The following is a 16,507-nucleotide window of genomic DNA, read 5'->3' as shown; positions in this document are numbered from 1 at the left end:
TATTGTTTTACCAGTTTGCTACCGAGCGGTTGAAGATGTCATCAACGAGTTGTGCGGTAATGTCGCCCGCCGCCTGATCTTCCACATCGCTCAGATTTTTTGTGCTATCCCAGTCAAAGAAAGCCGAGAAAGTGGAATTGAAATCCTGGTCGTGATCTTTGTTGTTGATAAATTTCACTTTCACTGTCACGGTTAACCGGTTTTGGGATGCAACGTCACGGCCATCGTTGCTTTGTTGAATCGATAATGGCCGAATATCGTAGCCGGTAATTTCTCCGCTGAATTCCAAATCTCCCTGATCATTTCTCAGCGTTAGCCCGGTTTCGTTCACAAATTTATCCTTTAAGGCTTCCGTAAAGGTGTTACTCAAAGTTGGATTAACCACCCTGGCCCTGTTGGGGAAGTACTCAATATAAACGGTTTTCACATCCGGTGCAATAGAAGCCCCGGTGAATGAATAATTTATACGGCATCCTGTTACCAATAAAATGGAAACAAGTAGCGTTGTCAACAGGAATTTTCCTGAATGCTTTGGCATATTCGTCATTAGCTGATGTTGTATTCTTTAATTTTTCGGTAGAGGGTTCGTTCCGATATGCCCAGATCGGCAGCGGCCAGCTTCCTTTTTCCGTTATGTTTTTCCAATGCTTTTTGAATCAGTTCAATCTCTTTCTCTTCCAATGATAACGATTCTTCCACAAACTCTTCTGTATCCTCTATCTGGTGGTGTTCATTGTTTGACGGGGCGGATGGTACTGGCGGGCCATAATTATCCGGTTCCGATTTAATCAAATCACCATCGGCACTTTGGTAGAGCTTCCGGATAATTTGTGCATTGTCCTCGTGTATATGAGGATTATGACCATCTTCCAATAAATCGTGTACGAGTTTCTTCAAGTCGGTTACGTCCCGTTTCATTTCGAAAAGGATTTTGTACAAAATTTCTCGTTCCGAGTGAAAGGTTTTTTCATCGACTGACGAATAGATGGCAGGAAGCGAACCTCCATTATCATCGGGGATATAATTCCTTAAATTATTGGCGTCAATCTGGCGCTCCTTTTCGATGATAGAGATTTGTTCGGTGATATTTTTCAACTGCCTCACGTTTCCCGGCCACCGGTAACTGAGTAAAACACGTTGTGCATCTTCAGCCAGCCTTATCGGAGGCATGTGGTAACGTTCGGCAAAGTCGAGCGCAAATTTACGGAACAGTAACAGGGCATCTTCTCCCCTGTCGCGCAGGGAAAGTAGGTGAATAGGAACCGTATTCAACCGATAGTACAAGTCTTCTCTGAATTTTCCTTCCCGGATAGCTGTTGGGAGGTCAATATTGGTCGCTGCAACAACGCGAACATCTGTTTTGATCACCTTGGACGAACCAACCCGGATAAACTCGCCTGCCTCGAGTACCCTGAGCAAACGAACCTGTGTCGAGAGTGGCAGTTCGCCAATTTCGTCAAGAAAAATCGTCCCACCGTCGGCCACTTCAAAATATCCTTTTCTGTCGGACAAGGCTCCTGTAAATGCTCCTTTTTCGTGACCAAAAAGTTCCGAATCAATAGTGCCTTCCGGTATGGCGCCACAGTTTACTGCAATATATTTTCCGTGTTTACGATGCGAATAATTATGTATTATCTGCGGGAAGGCCTCTTTACCGACACCGCTCTCTCCGGATATCAGAACCGATAAGTCGGTGGGAGCCACCTGCACAGCAACTTCAATGGCACGGTTTAAGCCCGTCGCATTGCCAATTATCCCGAAACGTTGTTTTATTTCCTGAATATCCATTTTCCCGTTTTATATTGATTACAAATTTATAATTAATCCTCAAAATATCGGAACGATAGCGAAGGTTACTTGTTCTACCTGGAGGGAGGAAATTTACTTTACCTTAACTTGCGGAAAAATACAAGAGCTAATTTTTATCTTTAACTTTGATCAACTAACGAAATCATTTAGTGCAGGTCATAAAATGGACAATCTTAATCAGAAAAAAATAGTTGGAATTATTCCGTCTCGTTATGCATCAAGCCGGTTTCCAGGGAAGCCCCTGGCGGATATTGCAGGAAAATCGATGGTTCAACGAGTTTATGAAACAGCGGCTGCTGTTTTTGATAATGTGTGGGTGGCAACTGACGATCAGCGTATCTATGATGCAGTTAACGCATTTGGCGGAAATGCTGTGATGACTTCAGAAGAGCATTCCAGCGGAACTGACCGCTGTTCGGAAGCAGTAAGAAAGGTAAGCGAATCAACTGGCGAGAGGTTTGATGTTGTAGTCAATATTCAGGGCGATGAGCCGTTTATAAAACCTAGCCAGCTAAAGAAAATTGCAGCTTTATTTGATGATGAAGATACGCAGATTGGCACGTTGGTTCAGCCGATCACTAAAAGTGAAGATATTTTCAACCCGAATATTCCGAAAGTTGTGCTTGCCCAAAACGGCGATGCTATTTATTTCAGCCGTTCTCCGATTCCTTACGCCCAAAATGTTGAAAAGGAAAAGTGGATTAACCATCATACCTTTTTTGGACATATAGGACTGTATGCATACCGCACCGAAGTGCTTCATGCTTTGACCCGGCTAAATGAGGGGCGGTTGGAGAAAATGGAATCGCTGGAACAGCTTCGTTGGTTGGAGAATAGCTATCACATCCGGACCGATGAAACAAACTACGATAGTTTCGGTATCGATACACCGGAAGATTTGGAAAAAGTGATGGCTGAAGGAATTGAAAAATACTTAGTGTAGTTCTTTTCAGTAAAATGAATATAAAATTATCATGATGGGAAAAATCCCGATTGTACAAAACGATCCCTGGCTGGAGCCTTTTGAGGGCGCGTTTATCGAGTGGAAAAATCTTTCTGAAATAAAGGAGAAAGAATTAACCGGCGGCAAATCATTGACTGATTTTGCCGAGGGGCATCACTACTTCGGGTTATTTCTTGATGAGAAAGGTTGGGTACTGAGGGAATGGGCACCCAATGCTACCCGCATTTTTCTAACCGGCACATTTAATGATTGGAAAGAATTGCCCGAATTTGAGTTGCAATCAATCGGAAATGGAAACTGGGAGCTTAGAATGTCATCGGACGCGTTGCAGCATGGTGATTTATTTGCGCTATCGGTTTACTGGGAAGGGGGACAAGGAAAACGAATTCCGGCCTGGACCCGACGAGTTGTTCAGGATCCGGATTCATTGATATTCAATGCGCAAGTTTGGATGCCCGAGCATCCTTATGAATGGAAAAATAGATTTTCCGGATTAACTGAAGCTCCGTTGGTTTATGAATCGCACGTGGGAATGGCGGGTGAAGAGCCCAGGATACATACGTATGAAGAATTTCGAAAAACCATGCTTCCCCGCATAAAAAAAGCCGGATATAATACCATTCAGCTGATGGCTATACCGGAGCATCCGTATTATGGAAGCTTTGGTTACCATGTGTCCGGTTTTTTTTCGCCCTCTTCGCGCTTCGGAACCCCCGATGAACTGAAAGCCTTAATCGACGAGGCTCATGGAATGGGAATGGCGGTTGTTATGGATTTGGTTCATTCGCATGCGGTAAAAAACGAGGTGGAAGGTTTGGGGCGCTTTGATGGTACCCGATACCAGTTTTTCCACGAAGGCGGAAGGGGGGAGCATCCTGCCTGGGATTCGTACTGCTTTAACTACGGTAAGCCCGAGGTACTTCATTTTCTGTTCTCGAATATCAAATACTGGTTGGATGAATTCCAGTTCGATGGTTTCCGGTTCGATGGCGTAACCAGCATGCTTTACCTTGATCATGGGCTGGAGAAAGCCTTTTCTGGTTACAGTGATTACTTTACTCCGAATTTGGATTACGAGGCAATTGTTTATTTCAAGTTGGCTAATAAGCTTATTCATCAAATTAAACCCAATGCCATCAGTATTGCCGAAGAAGTGAGTGGAATGCCGGGCTTGGCTTCGCCTCAGGAGGACGGAGGCTTTGGCTTTGATTTCAGGATGGCGATGGGTGTTCCCGATTTTTGGATCAAAGTTATTAAGGAGCGGAAGGACGAAGATTGGGATGTCGGTCAGATTTTCTACGAACTAACAGCTCACCGCCAGGATGAGAAAGTAGTCAGCTACGCTGAAAGCCATGATCAGGCGTTGGTCGGAGATAAAACCATTATCTTCCGATTGATTGACAAGGAGATGTATTTCAGCATGCGAAAAGACCAGCCAAACTTGACGGTCGAACGTGGAATTGCGCTTCATAAAATGATTCGGTTGGCTACGGCTTCGTGTGCCGGAGGTGCATATCTTAATTTCATGGGAAATGAGTTTGGCCATCCTGAATGGATCGACTTTCCCCGTGAGGGAAACGGCTGGTCATATCAGCATGCCAGAAGAATCTGGAGCATAGCCGAGAATCCGGAATTACGTTATCACTGGTTGCTGGATTTCGACCGGGACATGATTAATATACTCAGGGAAGAACGGTTGCTCGAATTGCCCGAGGTGAGATGGATTACCGACAATAAGGCTGATCAGGTATTGGCCTACCAGCGAGGCGATCTGCTGTTTGTCTTTAACTTCAATCCCCATAAATCGTTTGAAGGCTACGGAATACAGATGGAACCATCAAAATTCAAGGTGATTCTCAGCACCGATGCCCACCCTTATGGAGGCCAGAACCGTATTGATCAGGATTTAATTTACTACACATTGCCGGTTTCGAAATTAAGTACGAATCATTATCTGCGGTTATATCTTCCGGCCCGGACAGCTGTTGTACTAAAAAAGGAATCTTACAAGCGGGTCAGATAGATTGCGTGCTGATTCAAACAATGTAAGGAGAACTCTGTTTTTCAAGTAGAATAAACATCAAAATAAGTTTTATGGCTTCAGAAATTAAAACCATTAAAGTTACGTTTACGAAAGATGGACCGATTATGATTGATGGACCTGTGATCATGGAAGGCCAGTACGGAAACAGAACGACGGAGACGAAAACGATATTTCTTTGCCGTTGCGGAGGTTCTTCCAATAAGCCATTCTGCGATGGCACACATAAAAAAATTGACTTCAAAGGTTAATACTTGCTTGATGTTTAGACTATCACCGACAGGATGACATTGTAAAAGGGGCCTTTGAGGTAATCGATATGTCCGATCCCTCTCATCCATCTATCTCTTCGCAGTTGACATATGGAAATGTTGAGTTTAATGCGCTTTGCGTTGATGATGAAACGTATTCCGATCCGGACGCTGGCACGGTAACCCGTTGTTGGCTGGCTTGCGATGATCATAAAGATGGTGCGGTTCTTCGGGAGCTTTATCTCGAAGCCAATGGAGATATATATGGGCCCAGGGGGAAAAACCATACCATCCAACGAGATAAGGTATTGGATGCCCCTTCTTCCAATGGAGTGTTCCGTCATGGCGATTATCTCTATTTTGCTACGGGCGGTGAAGAAAAAACCATCACGGATAGTAAAGGCGAAACAATTACTCTGAATACGGGAATTACCAAAATTGCCTTGAGTGATTTTTCAACTGCGGCAAGGATTCGGTTCTCTTATGCAAAATATGCTGAATATGCTGAAAATATTGATAAAGTAGTCGCTTTTGAAGGTGTGGCTGACGCTAAACTGCACTTGCTTTCTCCCGATCTTTTTTCAGATGATGTAGTGAATATTGGGGATTACTATTATCCGGGGAATTCCAATAATCCCGGTACCTCAGATAATCATACAGCTCCTGCATTCCAGGGAAAATCAACCATTACGGTAGATGGAAACCTCGTATATGTTTCGTTAGGAGCGGTAGGTTTAAAGGTTTTCGATTTAACGTTGGAACAAACCGACCCGGCTCCTGTTTACCAGTATTTACTGACCGATCAGAATTTGGGTAATGTGAATGCGGTAACGCTTTTCAATGGCAATATCATGATTGCCAACGGTGCTGATGGCTTGGTTGTTGCCAGTATTCCGGCACAGGGTACAGATTTGGAAATCTTAGGAAGTTACAATCCTGTAGGTTCTGTGAATTATGTTGCTGCAACGGATAGCTACATTATTCTTGCAGCAGGGACCGGCGGTCTGTATATCCTCAAGAAAATCTGATAGAAAGTTGGTCAAAAGAAGATTACATGTTAACAGATAGAAGCGATCATTTTGCGGTAGCTTTTTTTCATCATTCTTTTTTTCGTGGAATCAATTGATTGAGCTCTTCGATGATTTGTTTTCTCTCTTTTCGTTTAACACCGGAAAGGCTAACAGGCGGATATACCGCAACTCCCTGTCGGGTCCTGACAGTTAATACCAGATCGGTCTTAATTCCACCCAAATGCTTTTCAGCCTCGGCTTTCATCAAATTCGTTACCGGAAGTTCGATGGATTGAAACAAACGGCTAATGGCAAAGACCGAGAAATACCGGATGATAATTTTCTCTTTTTCATCGAAAATGCGGATATATTGGAGGTTCAGCGCGGCGATAAATAGAAAGGCTGCAACAAAAACCGTGGCGCCTATAGCGACCCAGTTAAAGAGTTGAAGCAGAAGTAAAGCGGCTAAACCTACCAGAATAATCACTCCACCAAGCAGGATTCTCTTCCTCAACTTGTCGGCATATTTCCGGTTACTGTATATCATCTTTGTGTGTATTTTAATGAAGAAGTACGCAATTTGAAAGTCAAAATAGCAAATAGTTTTAACTTTGTCCGGCAAACATCCGAAAAATGAACAATTCCCCATCATATCATGCAGCATTGACCGTGACCGATGATGTTGTAACTGCTCTTTCTCAATTGATTTCTGGTTATCCCGAAGATAAGGTTTTTCTGGTGAGTGAGTCAAATACTACCCGTTTTTGTCTTCCTGTTTTGCAGGATGTGAAAGGGTGGGAAAGGGTGAAGAAGACTGAAATTCCGGCTGGTGAAGAAAATAAGAAGTTGTCTTCGGTCGAAAAAATTTGGTTATTCCTTAGCCAGAATGGTGCCGATAGAAAATCACTTGTGATCAATGTCGGCGGTGGAATGTTGACCGACCTGGGAAGTTTTGCTGCATCGACGTATAAGCGGGGAATGGATTTCGTGAATGTTCCTACTACGCTGTTATCGCAGGTTGATGCATCGGTTGGTGGCAAAACTGGTTTCAATTTTAATGGTTTCAAGAACGAAATCGGGGTGATTAATCAACCCAGGAATGTCTTCATTGATACACGGTTTTTAAAAACGATTGACCGTCAGAATTTCGTATCCGGATTTGCCGAGATGGTCAAGCACGGATTAATTTATTCAGCCGACCATTTGAATGAAGTCCGGAATTATGACCTGGATTTGCTCAATTATGATGCTTTAGCCGGGTTAATTGCCCGTTCGGTAGCTATCAAAGATTATTTTGTAAATAAGGACCCAACGGAAAAAAATATTCGAAAAGCGCTGAATTTTGGCCATACCATCGGTCATGCTTTCGAGAGTTATGCCATGACTTCCGGGAAACCGATATTGCATGGCTATGCCGTTGCTTACGGGATGATGGCCGAGTTGTATTTGTCCTATAAAATTGCAGGGCTGTCAAAACAATCTCTTGAAGAACTTTCCTATTGGTTATTGAGCATTTATGGGAAATTTGAGATAACATCTGACGACTACGGTGCGCTAATCAGCCTGATGAGTCATGATAAAAAGAACGAAGGCAAACGGATTAATTTTACCCTGCTTTCCAAAGTTGGGAAAGTTGCGATAGATCAGGATTGCAGCCGTGAGCTGATTATTGAATCATTGGAGTTTTACCAAAAACTTTCCCTTTAATATTTTTACATCATGATATATCGGATAACCAGGCCCAGTGGCAGGTTGGAAGGGGAAATCTCGTTACCTGCTTCAAAAAGCATCAGTAACCGGGTGTTGATTATTAATGCGCTCAGTTACTCTCCATATACAATTGATAACCTGTCAGACAGCGATGATACCCGCGTAATGGAATCCGTTCTAAGCGCTTCCAGCAATGAGTTTGATATCGGTTATGCCGGCACAGCCATGCGTTTTCTGACTGCTTTCCTTTCGAAGATAATGGGACAATGGACCATAACCGGCTCAGAACGCATGAAGCAGCGGCCGATTGGTATTTTGGTTGATGCACTCCGGAAGTTGGGTGCTGTGATAGATTACGTTGAAGAAGAAGGTTATCCTCCTTTGCGAATCACCGGAACGGCGTTGAAAGGTGGCGTGCTGGAACTTGATGGCAGTGTGAGCAGTCAGTACATATCAGCATTGCTGATGATTGCTCCCTCTGTACAAAATGGCCTGACACTAAGGCTTAAAAATAGAATCACTTCCCGTCCATATATTGAATTGACCTTAAAACTGATGAAGAAGTTTGGTGTCCGTTCTGCCTGGAAGGGCAATGAGATTCGCATCGAAGAACAAGCATACAACCCTGTTCCATTTTCGGTTGAAGCTGATTGGTCCGGAGCGTCCTATTGGTACCAAATGGCTGCCATGGCCGAAGATTTCGATATTTTGCTGAAAGGGCTGCGGCTACAAAGTTTGCAGGGCGATGCAATTTTGGCCAAATGGTTCGACCAGTATTTCGGCGTGCAATCGAAACAGGAAGGCAATGATGTGCGGATAACCCGAAAAAAAACTCATGAACTGAAACGACTTGATTTAAATTTTGTGGAAAATCCGGATGTCGCTCAAACCTTTGCTGTGTTGTGTGTGGCAAAGCGGATCCCTTTTCACTTTACCGGTTTGCATACCCTGAAAATTAAAGAGACTGATAGGGTTGCAGCGTTGCAGAATGAGTGCGCTAAACTGGGTGCAAAATTGCCTGAACCACAGCACGGCGAATTTGCCTGGAGCGGGGCGTTGAACGAGCATATTGATGCAAGTCAGGCTATCATCGAAACATACCACGACCATCGTATGGCTTTGGCCTTTGCTCCAGCCGCTTTGGTTTATGGTACCATGAAAATTGCCGATCCGATGGTGGTGACCAAATCTTATCCAGCGTTTTATGAAGATCTGAAAAAAGTTGGTTTCACCGTTCAGGAACTGCCTGATTAATTCATTAGCCGAAAATTATTTTGCTCTTAGCGGATGGCCCGGAAGTAATACGGTTTCAGCAATCGCTCCTTTTCTAGCCTGATTATGTATTCTCATCGAATTAATGTTTAGTCGCGAATGAATTGGATTGGTTGGTAAAATAGTAAATTGTTTTCTCCATAAAATCTATTTGAAAATGGTGTTGGGAGCCTTTTTCTATCGTTTCGATAAAAAGAACTCCTTAACAAGCGTTGAACATTCGGTTTCCAGTATTCCGCCCAGTAAAGTTGTTTTGGGATGCATTGCTTTTTCTGCGTATCTCCGAAAACCTTTTTTTTCGTCTTCAGTACCATAAACAATGCGCCCGATTTGTGACCAGCCCAGCGCTCCGGCACACATAACGCAAGGCTCCAGGGTTACGTAGAGCGTGCAATCGTTTAAATATTTTCCTCCTAACATGTTTGCGGCAGCTGTAATGGCTTGCATTTCCGCATGAGCGGTAACATCGTTCAATGTTTCGGTCAGGTTATGTGCCTGTGCTACGATTCGGTTTTGGCAAACAACTACAGCGCCGACAGGAATCTCTCCCATGTCAAAAGCCTTATGTGCTTCGTTGAGCGCTTGTTTCATGAAATACTCATCGGAAAAAGGTTGCAGCATATTGTATGTTTTGGTTTTAAAGGTAATCCCGATTTGATATACGTGCCAACACAATTACGAAAATTAATTCTGCGGATGCACCTAAACCAGTGATTGATTGCTTCCTGTTTTCTTTATAACTTTTGTACTTTTGCATTCAAATTTATAAAAGAATAATTGATGTACAGAAGCCATAATTGCGGTGAATTACGTATCAACCATGCCGGAAGTGAAGTAACGTTGTCGGGATGGGTGCAGAGGGTCCGCAACCTCGGTGCAATGACTTTTGTTGACCTCCGTGACCGGTACGGTATTACGCAGCTGGTCGCCGATGAAACTGCTCCGTCTGAAATTAAGGATGCTGTCAACCACTTGGGCCGTGAATTTGTCATCCAGATTGTCGGTGTTGTCAGGGAACGGGCGAGCAAGAACAGTAAAATTCCTACCGGAGAGGTTGAGGTAGAGCTTAAGAAAGTCACCATTCTGAATCAATCGGTTGTTCCACCTTTTACCATCACTGAAAATACCGATGGTGGTGATGAAATCAGGATGAAACATCGCTACCTGGATTTGCGGCGCGAAAATGTCCGGAAGAATCTTGAGCTGCGTGCAAAGATGGCGCATTATGTACGTAATTATCTTAACGACCAGGATTTTATCGAAACGGAAACGCCTGTTTTAATTAAGTCGACCCCAGAAGGCGCTCGCGATTTCGTGGTCCCTTCACGGATGAACCCAGGTGAATTTTACGCGCTTCCGCAATCTCCTCAAACGTTTAAACAGTTGTTGATGGTTGCCGGGTTTGATCGCTACTACCAAATTGTAAAATGTTTTCGTGACGAAGATCTTCGGGCTGACCGGCAGCCGGAATTTACCCAAATTGACTGTGAGATGTCGTTCGTAGAACAGGAGGACGTTTTAAATATGTTCGAAGGCCTGACAAGGCATCTTTTTAGAGAACTGAAAGGCTTTGATCCGGGCGAATTTCCGCGTATGCCTTACGAAGAGGCGATGGACAAATACGGCTCTGATAAGCCGGATATTCGTTTTGATATGAAAATTCAGGACTTGACCGAAACGGTTAAGGGAAACGGGTTTAAGGTTTTTGATGGGGCTGAATATATTGGTGGGATCTGTGCGTCCGGGGCCGCTTCCTACTCGCGTAAGCAATTGGATGCGTTAACCGATTTCGTTAAACGTCCACAGGTTGGTGCAAAAGGGCTCGTTTATGTGAAATATAATGAAGACGGTTCATTTAAATCGTCGGTCGATAAGTTCTACAGTGCTGAAGATTTGAAGAAGTGGGCCGATGCTTTTGGTGCCGTTCCTGGTGATCTTTTACTTGTTTTATCGGGAAATAAAGGGGCGACACAAATAGCTACCGGAATTCTTCGGCTGGAAATGGGTAAGCAATTAGGGCTTGTTAAGGCAGCTGATTTCCGTCCTTTGTGGGTCGTCGATTTCCCGTTGTTGGAGTGGGATGAAGATTCACATCGGTTTTTTGCCATGCACCATCCGTTTACTGCTCCAAAACCTGATGAAATTGATTTGCTGGATACAGATCCGGGTAAGATTCACGCGAATGCTTACGATTTGGTTATTAACGGTGTGGAAATTGGTGGCGGTTCGGTACGAATTTTTAATAGTGAGCTTCAGGCGAAGATGTTTAGGACCCTCGGTTTTACAAAAGAAGAAGCTGAGAAGCAGTTTGGTTTCCTGATGAATGCATTTAAATATGGTGCACCACCACATGCTGGCATAGCGTTTGGGTTCGATCGGCTTGTTTCACTTTTCGCCGGCCTTGATAGTATTCGGGATGTAATTGCTTTCCCGAAAAACAACGCAGGAAGAGATGTAATGATTGACAGCCCGGCGACAATCGCTGACGCACAGCTTGACGAACTGTTTCTGAAAGTTATACCCACAGATAATAAATAAAGTAGTTATCGAATTCCATCATACGAAACGGTCGTTATGTTGCAGAGCGGCCGTTTTTTATGTTGCAAATCAAATTTTGATACATAAAAAAAGCGGTCTGAAACTCAGACCGCTTTTTTCTATTTAGTATACATCTTAATTTTTCTCAGTTCGTTTTCTGGCTGAGTAATTGATGTGAAGAGCATTGACTCTCCTCAATTCCTGCTTCACGTCTGAAACGATACCCATCTTGGTATATTGATCTACCTTAAGGGAAGTAATCATCAACGGAACTTCGTTCTCGTCGTGTGCTTCCCTTTCAGAGATAATAAAATCCTGGATGTCTCCAACATTGGAAAATGCATCGTTCAGCTGAATACGTGGCTCGCTACCTAAAGTTGCCTGGTATTGCTTTTGAGGAGGCCCGATGTAGATATAGCTCACCAACGATTTTTTTTCCAGTTTGCTCAACTCTGTTGCCTGTGGTAACTTTACTTGTACCTTCATGGTTACCTCACGCATCGTGGTCGATACCATGATGAAGAACAGAAGCATAAATACGATGTCAGGCAAAGCTGCTGTCGAAATCGGTGGAGTTTCTTTCTTGTCGTCTTTTCTGAATTTTGACATTCTGTATCCTCCTAATTATTTTTTACCAACTTTTTTGGGCTCAGCTTCTGAAATTCGTGAAGGGTAAATCTCCTGAATTGCTTTTTGCTGATCTCTATCAAGATCTTTATAGGATTTTCCCCATTTCTGTTGTGCCAGCTGTTCCCGTAAATCGTTGATAGCGCCTACCAATTCATTCTGGACCGCGATATAGGTACCGTAGGTGGTACCAATGTCGTTCTGCAGCGAGATGACACCCTTAGTCACTTCATACGGTCCAAAGAAGGGAACATCTTTCACTTCTTTTTCCGGTAGTGTTGGATCGTTATTCGGGTTTGCCATAAACTCTTCCGCTTTCTGACGAAGGTCGCGGATACGCATTGGCTTGCCTTGCACCAACAACTGATCATTCTTGTTCACCAACACAACAAAGACGTTACGTTCTTTAATTTGTGGTTGCTGGCTTAAGTCCTGATTCGGCGGTGGTGGCGGTGGCAACTTACGTTCGAGCCCAGAATCAACATCCATGGTAGTTGTTACCAGGAAGAAGAGAAGCAGCATGAAGGCAATGTCAGCCAAAGATGCAGCATTATATTCTGGTAATTTTCTAGGCATGTTTATTAAATTTCATGTTCAGTTATGATGAAAAAGTTTCCTCTTCATTCTGATTAATCTTATTTCCAGGATTTGGACAATCCCGAGTAAATTACAGACAGGATAGCTCCACCGAACAAAATGTAAGTGGCATAAAGCAGGGTGTCTGTAAATAGGGCTATTTCGGGAGTTAATGTTCCTTTGTTAACCATCGCCTGAGCTCCGTAGAATGTAGGAATTTCAGAAGATGAAAGTAAACGGGCAATAATAAATATTACCACAACTGCCCCGATAGCCATTAAACTTTTCTTCGCCCTTTCACCTGATTGGAACATTTCGTAGATGGCGAAACCAACTGCAACAACGGCAGCGATTCCAAAGAGCACGTAAGCCCAGCGAAGGTTAAGATTTATCAGTGAGTCCATTTGCGGCGTGTCAATCTTATCGAACAATAGCCCGATAAACAGAGCTGACAGCGCTAACATGACCCACAGAATAATAGTCAGTATTCTTGTTGCTTTTCTACTCATGGGTACGAATTAATTTTGTAATTACTTCTTCAGGTTGTGTTTTACCAGCATATCAAGCAGAGAGATGGAAGCATCTTCCATGCTGTTGATGATGCTATCAATTTTCGCAACACAGTAGTTGTAGAAAATCTGAAGGATGATAGCAACGATAAGACCTGTTACGGTCGTAATAAGTGCAACCTTAATACCACCAGCAACCAGAGAAGGAGAAATGTCACCAGCTACTTCGATAGCATCGAATGCTGAAATCATACCGATTACAGTTCCCATGAAACCAAGCATCGGGGCCAGTGCGATGAACAGTGCAATCCAGCTAAGTCCTTTTTCCAGCAGACCAGATTGTACACCACCGTATGATACGATTGATTTCTCAACTACGTCGATTCCTTCGTCGAAACGATCAAGGCCCTGATAGAAGATAGAAGCAACAGGTCCGCGGGTATTGCGGCACACCTCTTTCGCAGCTTCGATGCCTCCGCTATTCAAAGCGTCTTCTACATTTGCCAGCAGTTTTTTGGTGTTGGTAGTGGCGAGGTTCAGGTAAAGAATCCTTTCAATAGACAACGCAAGACCAAGAATCAGGGCGATAAGTACGAATGCCATGAAGCCCGGACCTCCCTGAATGAAATATTGCTTAAGCATGCTGTGAAGAGACCTGCCTGATTCTGCTTTGGCAGCCGCTTGTTCAATAGGATCAGCGGTCATTTCAGAGTCCTGAGCCTGCGATACGGAATCAGTAGCCGCTTGTTCAGTAGCTGCCTGCGCTGTGTCCTGCTCTTGTGCGAAAGCAACCACCGATGCGCCAAAACTAAGCATCCCGAAAACTGCAATTAACGCAAATAGTTTTTTCATAATTGGTTTTGAATTTTGATTAATAAATTGTTCTTACTATTAATTTCTATTTACGATTTATTGTTCTACAATAAATTTCCAACAAATAAAATCAAATACTTCTTTCGTTCTTCAATTCACCCAATGTTTTCTCTTTCCAAATGAAACTTTTTTGGCTGAAAAAGATTCCGGATTGGTTTAAAATTCAGGCACGCAAATTACAAAAAAAAGTTGAAAAAAAACAACTCACTCTGTAATTTCCCCACTCAGGCTCCGTTGTAAATGAGTCTTCACTTCTTCTGTCCTGAGGCCTTGACCTAGAAGGAACATCAACTTGGTGATAGCAGCCTCTACAGTGATGTCCTTTCCGCTGATGACGCCGGCATTTAAAAGCTCGTAACTGGTCATGTATTGCCCCATTTGGACACGGCCACCGGAGCACTGCGTCACATTCAGAAAAATGACGCCCTGCTTGATAGCTTTCCTGATTGCGTTTAAGAGCCAGCGGTGGGTAGGAACGTTGCCCGAACCGTACGATTCGAGTACAACTCCCTTTAATCCCGGAAGGTTGAGCGAATGTTCAAAATACTGTCTGTTCATCCCCGGGAACATTCTTAAAATGATGACGTTGTTGCTGATGTTGGTGTTGACTTTCAGTATTCCTTTGTTATTCGAATAGTTGATGCGATCGTAACTGTACACAATATCAACTCCGGCACGGGCCAGTATTGGGTAGTTGTGAGACATAAAAGCGCTAAATTTTTCCGAATCTTCTTTTGTTGTACGGTTTCCCCGGAATAACCTTGAATTAAAATAGATGCATACTTCCGGAACAATGGCGCGGCCGTTTCGGATGGCTGCGGCCAGTTCGACAGCGGTTACCAGGTTTTCTTTCCCATCAGTGCGCATGACGCCAATGGGCAACTGGGAGCCTGTTAGGATGACGGGCTTGTCCAGGTTTTCGAACATGAAGCTTAATGCTGAAGCAGTATAAGCCATGGTATCGGTACCATGAAGAATAACAAAACCGTTGTATTTTTGGTAATTCTGACGGATCGTCCGGGCAATTCTGCCCCAGATGGCGGGGTGCATATTGGAGGAGTCGATTGGAGGATTAAAAGCGGTGGCCGATACATTGATCCCCAGCTTGGACAACTCCGGAATCTCATTTTGAATGTGGGTAAATTTCATCGGTGCCAACGTATGGGTTTCGGGGTCTTCCCTCATCCCAATGGTACCACCGGTATAAATAATAAGAATTGAAGGCATTTCGCTGTTTTTCACACCTAAATGTTTTTATCATCAATCATTGAATTGATGAAAATTTGGTTTGAAGTACAATAATATTTATTGTGTAATCCTAATCCCGACACGGTAATTGTGCCCGGTTTCTCAGTTTACGTAGATGAAATTGCCCTCAAAATTAGAAATATTGGAACGAAGCGTGGTTAGATTCCAAACATTTCTTCAGCATTTTTTGTCGTAATTTCTGCGATTTCCTCGGGAGTAGTGTTGTGCAGTTCGGCAACCTTGGCAGCTACTTGTATGATGTGTGCACTTTCGTTGCGTTTTCCTCTGAATGGCACGGGTGCGAGGTAGGGCGAATCGGTTTCGAGGAGCAGGTGTTTGGGATCAATCTGGGCGATTACCTTGTCAACACCGGCATTTTTAAACGTGACGGTTCCATTCACTCCGAGTTTAAATCCCCAGTTAATGATTTGTTCCGCTTGTTTTAGTGTTCCGGTGAAACTGTGGAAGACGCCTCTCAGATTTTCGTCGGCAGCCTTTCCTACTTCTTCAAACACCTCTCCAAACGAATCTCTAACGTGGATAACCACCGGTAGTTTTCGCTCTTTTGCCCATTGAAGCTGTACACGAAATACTTCGGTTTGTTCTTCTACGAAAGTCTGATCCCAGAAGAGATCAAGCCCGATTTCACCAATGCCGAAAAACTGGTGCCTGTCGAGCCAGAAGCGAACAATTTCCAGTTCATTTCGGAAATCTTCCTTAACCGAAGTGGGATGCAATCCAATCAGCGGATAGCACACATTGGGGTACGACGCTGACAGATCCAGCATGGGTTTGATGGATGAACTGTCGATGTTGGGGAGAACTATTTTTTTAATTCCGGATGTTGTGGCACGGTTTACAACTTCCGTCCGATCGATATTAAACTCAGGCGAATAAATATGTGAATGGGTATCAACAAACATTTCTCGAAATTTGGTCAAAAATAGCAAAAGCTGACTCACCAACCCATTAACAGAATGTTATCTGAATCCTAAGAGCAATTTACATTGGGCCCAATTACGCTTGTTTTATGCGAAAAGAGCCACCTCCCCAAAGGAAAACGGCTCTTTCTGCTTTTT

At 43.6% G+C, this 16,507-nt stretch carries 17 protein-coding genes; 7 read left to right on the top strand and 10 right to left on the bottom strand.

All coding sequences use genetic code 11. The annotated features are described in order from the left end of the window. Positions 1 to 7: 7 nt before the first annotated feature. Positions 8 to 547, bottom strand: a complete 540-nt coding sequence (locus tag GJU82_RS12280) for an LptE family protein (RefSeq protein WP_153632401.1) — start codon at positions 545 to 547, stop codon at positions 8 to 10. After that, complete coding sequence (locus tag GJU82_RS12275) at positions 547 to 1,788, bottom strand: sigma-54-dependent Fis family transcriptional regulator (RefSeq protein ID WP_153632400.1); 1,242 nt, start codon at positions 1,786 to 1,788, stop codon at positions 547 to 549. Before GJU82_RS12275 ends, GJU82_RS12280 begins: the two co-directional genes overlap by 1 nt. Before the next feature lie 184 nt (positions 1,789 to 1,972). Here GJU82_RS12275 and kdsB point away from each other — a divergent pair, with 184 nt between their 5' ends. The 4 genes from kdsB (at position 1,973) to GJU82_RS12255 (ending at position 6,093) form a co-directional block, all read left to right on the top strand. Beyond that, a complete protein-coding gene (kdsB, locus tag GJU82_RS12270; protein ID WP_153632399.1) occupies positions 1,973 to 2,752 on the top strand; it encodes a 3-deoxy-manno-octulosonate cytidylyltransferase in 780 nt (259 codons plus the stop codon). A 31-nt stretch (positions 2,753 to 2,783) separates the two neighbouring features. Further along, positions 2,784 to 4,796 (top strand): alpha amylase C-terminal domain-containing protein, encoded by a 2,013-nt coding sequence (locus GJU82_RS12265; protein ID WP_153632398.1) that lies wholly within the window; start codon positions 2,784 to 2,786, stop codon positions 4,794 to 4,796. Positions 4,797 to 4,867: 71 nt separating this feature from the next. Then, a complete protein-coding gene (locus tag GJU82_RS12260) occupies positions 4,868 to 5,065 on the top strand; it encodes a CDGSH iron-sulfur domain-containing protein (protein WP_153632397.1) in 198 nt (65 codons plus the stop codon). Between the two features lie 68 nt (positions 5,066 to 5,133). Then, positions 5,134 to 6,093, top strand: coding sequence for a hypothetical protein (locus tag GJU82_RS12255; RefSeq protein ID WP_153632396.1), 960 nt, complete (start codon positions 5,134 to 5,136; stop codon positions 6,091 to 6,093). 70 nt (positions 6,094 to 6,163) lie between these two features. Here the strand turns inward: GJU82_RS12255 and GJU82_RS12250 are convergent, their stop codons facing one another. Next, a complete protein-coding gene (locus GJU82_RS12250; protein ID WP_153632395.1) occupies positions 6,164 to 6,622 on the bottom strand; it encodes a hypothetical protein in 459 nt (152 codons plus the stop codon). 86 nt (positions 6,623 to 6,708) lie between these two features. Here GJU82_RS12250 and aroB point away from each other — a divergent pair, with 86 nt between their 5' ends. Both aroB and GJU82_RS12240 read left to right on the top strand, forming a co-directional pair. After that, the gene (gene aroB / locus GJU82_RS12245; RefSeq protein WP_153632394.1) at positions 6,709 to 7,782 is read left to right on the top strand and encodes a 3-dehydroquinate synthase; all 1,074 of its coding nucleotides are present in this window, start codon (positions 6,709 to 6,711) and stop codon (positions 7,780 to 7,782) included. A gap of 12 nt (positions 7,783 to 7,794) precedes the next feature. Then, positions 7,795 to 9,039: a 3-phosphoshikimate 1-carboxyvinyltransferase gene (locus tag GJU82_RS12240; RefSeq protein WP_153632393.1), complete on the top strand. Its 1,245-nt coding sequence runs from the start codon at positions 7,795 to 7,797 to the stop codon at positions 9,037 to 9,039. A gap of 195 nt (positions 9,040 to 9,234) precedes the next feature. Here GJU82_RS12240 and GJU82_RS12230 read toward each other — a convergent pair whose 3' ends face one another. Beyond that, positions 9,235 to 9,678, bottom strand: a complete 444-nt coding sequence (locus GJU82_RS12230) for a nucleoside deaminase (RefSeq protein ID WP_153632392.1) — start codon at positions 9,676 to 9,678, stop codon at positions 9,235 to 9,237. Between the two features lie 159 nt (positions 9,679 to 9,837). Between GJU82_RS12230 and aspS the strand changes: the two genes are divergently transcribed. Then, positions 9,838 to 11,595: an aspartate--tRNA ligase gene (aspS, locus tag GJU82_RS12225; protein WP_153632391.1), complete on the top strand. Its 1,758-nt coding sequence runs from the start codon at positions 9,838 to 9,840 to the stop codon at positions 11,593 to 11,595. 135 nt (positions 11,596 to 11,730) lie between these two features. Here the strand turns inward: aspS and GJU82_RS12220 are convergent, their stop codons facing one another. The 6 genes from GJU82_RS12220 to GJU82_RS12195 form a co-directional block, all read right to left on the bottom strand. Continuing rightward, a complete protein-coding gene (locus GJU82_RS12220) occupies positions 11,731 to 12,204 on the bottom strand; it encodes a biopolymer transporter ExbD (RefSeq protein ID WP_153632390.1) in 474 nt (157 codons plus the stop codon). 15 nt (positions 12,205 to 12,219) lie between these two features. Further along, positions 12,220 to 12,798, bottom strand: coding sequence for a biopolymer transporter ExbD (locus GJU82_RS12215; protein WP_153632389.1), 579 nt, complete (start codon positions 12,796 to 12,798; stop codon positions 12,220 to 12,222). 59 nt (positions 12,799 to 12,857) lie between these two features. Then, positions 12,858 to 13,307, bottom strand: a complete 450-nt coding sequence (locus GJU82_RS12210; RefSeq protein WP_153632388.1) for a hypothetical protein — start codon at positions 13,305 to 13,307, stop codon at positions 12,858 to 12,860. Positions 13,308 to 13,328: 21 nt separating this feature from the next. Further along, positions 13,329 to 14,159: a MotA/TolQ/ExbB proton channel family protein gene (locus GJU82_RS12205; protein WP_153632387.1), complete on the bottom strand. Its 831-nt coding sequence runs from the start codon at positions 14,157 to 14,159 to the stop codon at positions 13,329 to 13,331. A gap of 225 nt (positions 14,160 to 14,384) precedes the next feature. Then, positions 14,385 to 15,407, bottom strand: coding sequence for an asparaginase (locus tag GJU82_RS12200; protein WP_194831046.1), 1,023 nt, complete (start codon positions 15,405 to 15,407; stop codon positions 14,385 to 14,387). 179 nt (positions 15,408 to 15,586) lie between these two features. Then, positions 15,587 to 16,351, bottom strand: coding sequence for a TatD family hydrolase (locus GJU82_RS12195; RefSeq protein ID WP_153632385.1), 765 nt, complete (start codon positions 16,349 to 16,351; stop codon positions 15,587 to 15,589). Positions 16,352 to 16,507: the final 156 nt, after the last annotated feature.

Origin of the sequence: Prolixibacter sp. SD074, from assembly GCF_009617895.1 — a bacterium.
Taxonomy (GTDB): Bacteria; Bacteroidota; Bacteroidia; order Bacteroidales; family Prolixibacteraceae; genus Prolixibacter.
The sequence above is the reverse complement of the archived record's forward strand: the minus strand, read 5'-3'. Positions and strand labels throughout refer to the sequence as shown.

What these genes read in the sequence shown, in the direction of transcription:
- GJU82_RS12250 (WP_153632395.1), bottom strand. Translation starts at nt 6,622, where the DNA reads ATGATATACAGTAACCGGAAATATGCCGACAAGTTGAGGAAGAGAATC.
- GJU82_RS12205 (WP_153632387.1), bottom strand. Translation starts at nt 14,159, where the DNA reads ATGAAAAAACTATTTGCGTTAATTGCAGTTTTCGGGATGCTTAGTTTT.
- GJU82_RS12215 (WP_153632389.1), bottom strand. Translation starts at nt 12,798, where the DNA reads ATGCCTAGAAAATTACCAGAATATAATGCTGCATCTTTGGCTGACATT.
- GJU82_RS12210 (WP_153632388.1), bottom strand. Translation starts at nt 13,307, where the DNA reads ATGAGTAGAAAAGCAACAAGAATACTGACTATTATTCTGTGGGTCATG.
- GJU82_RS12195 (WP_153632385.1), bottom strand. Translation starts at nt 16,351, where the DNA reads ATGTTTGTTGATACCCATTCACATATTTATTCGCCTGAGTTTAATATC.
- GJU82_RS12240 (WP_153632393.1), top strand. Translation starts at nt 7,795, where the DNA reads ATGATATATCGGATAACCAGGCCCAGTGGCAGGTTGGAAGGGGAAATC.
- GJU82_RS12280 (WP_153632401.1), bottom strand. Translation starts at nt 547, where the DNA reads ATGACGAATATGCCAAAGCATTCAGGAAAATTCCTGTTGACAACGCTA.
- GJU82_RS12230 (WP_153632392.1), bottom strand. Translation starts at nt 9,678, where the DNA reads ATGCTGCAACCTTTTTCCGATGAGTATTTCATGAAACAAGCGCTCAAC.
- GJU82_RS12265 (WP_153632398.1), top strand. Translation starts at nt 2,784, where the DNA reads ATGATGGGAAAAATCCCGATTGTACAAAACGATCCCTGGCTGGAGCCT.
- GJU82_RS12260 (WP_153632397.1), top strand. Translation starts at nt 4,868, where the DNA reads ATGGCTTCAGAAATTAAAACCATTAAAGTTACGTTTACGAAAGATGGA.
- kdsB (WP_153632399.1), top strand. Translation starts at nt 1,973, where the DNA reads ATGGACAATCTTAATCAGAAAAAAATAGTTGGAATTATTCCGTCTCGT.
- aroB (WP_153632394.1), top strand. Translation starts at nt 6,709, where the DNA reads ATGAACAATTCCCCATCATATCATGCAGCATTGACCGTGACCGATGAT.
- GJU82_RS12200 (WP_194831046.1), bottom strand. Translation starts at nt 15,407, where the DNA reads ATGCCTTCAATTCTTATTATTTATACCGGTGGTACCATTGGGATGAGG.
- GJU82_RS12255 (WP_153632396.1), top strand. Translation starts at nt 5,134, where the DNA reads ATGTCCGATCCCTCTCATCCATCTATCTCTTCGCAGTTGACATATGGA.
- aspS (WP_153632391.1), top strand. Translation starts at nt 9,838, where the DNA reads ATGTACAGAAGCCATAATTGCGGTGAATTACGTATCAACCATGCCGGA.
- GJU82_RS12220 (WP_153632390.1), bottom strand. Translation starts at nt 12,204, where the DNA reads ATGTCAAAATTCAGAAAAGACGACAAGAAAGAAACTCCACCGATTTCG.
- GJU82_RS12275 (WP_153632400.1), bottom strand. Translation starts at nt 1,788, where the DNA reads ATGGATATTCAGGAAATAAAACAACGTTTCGGGATAATTGGCAATGCG.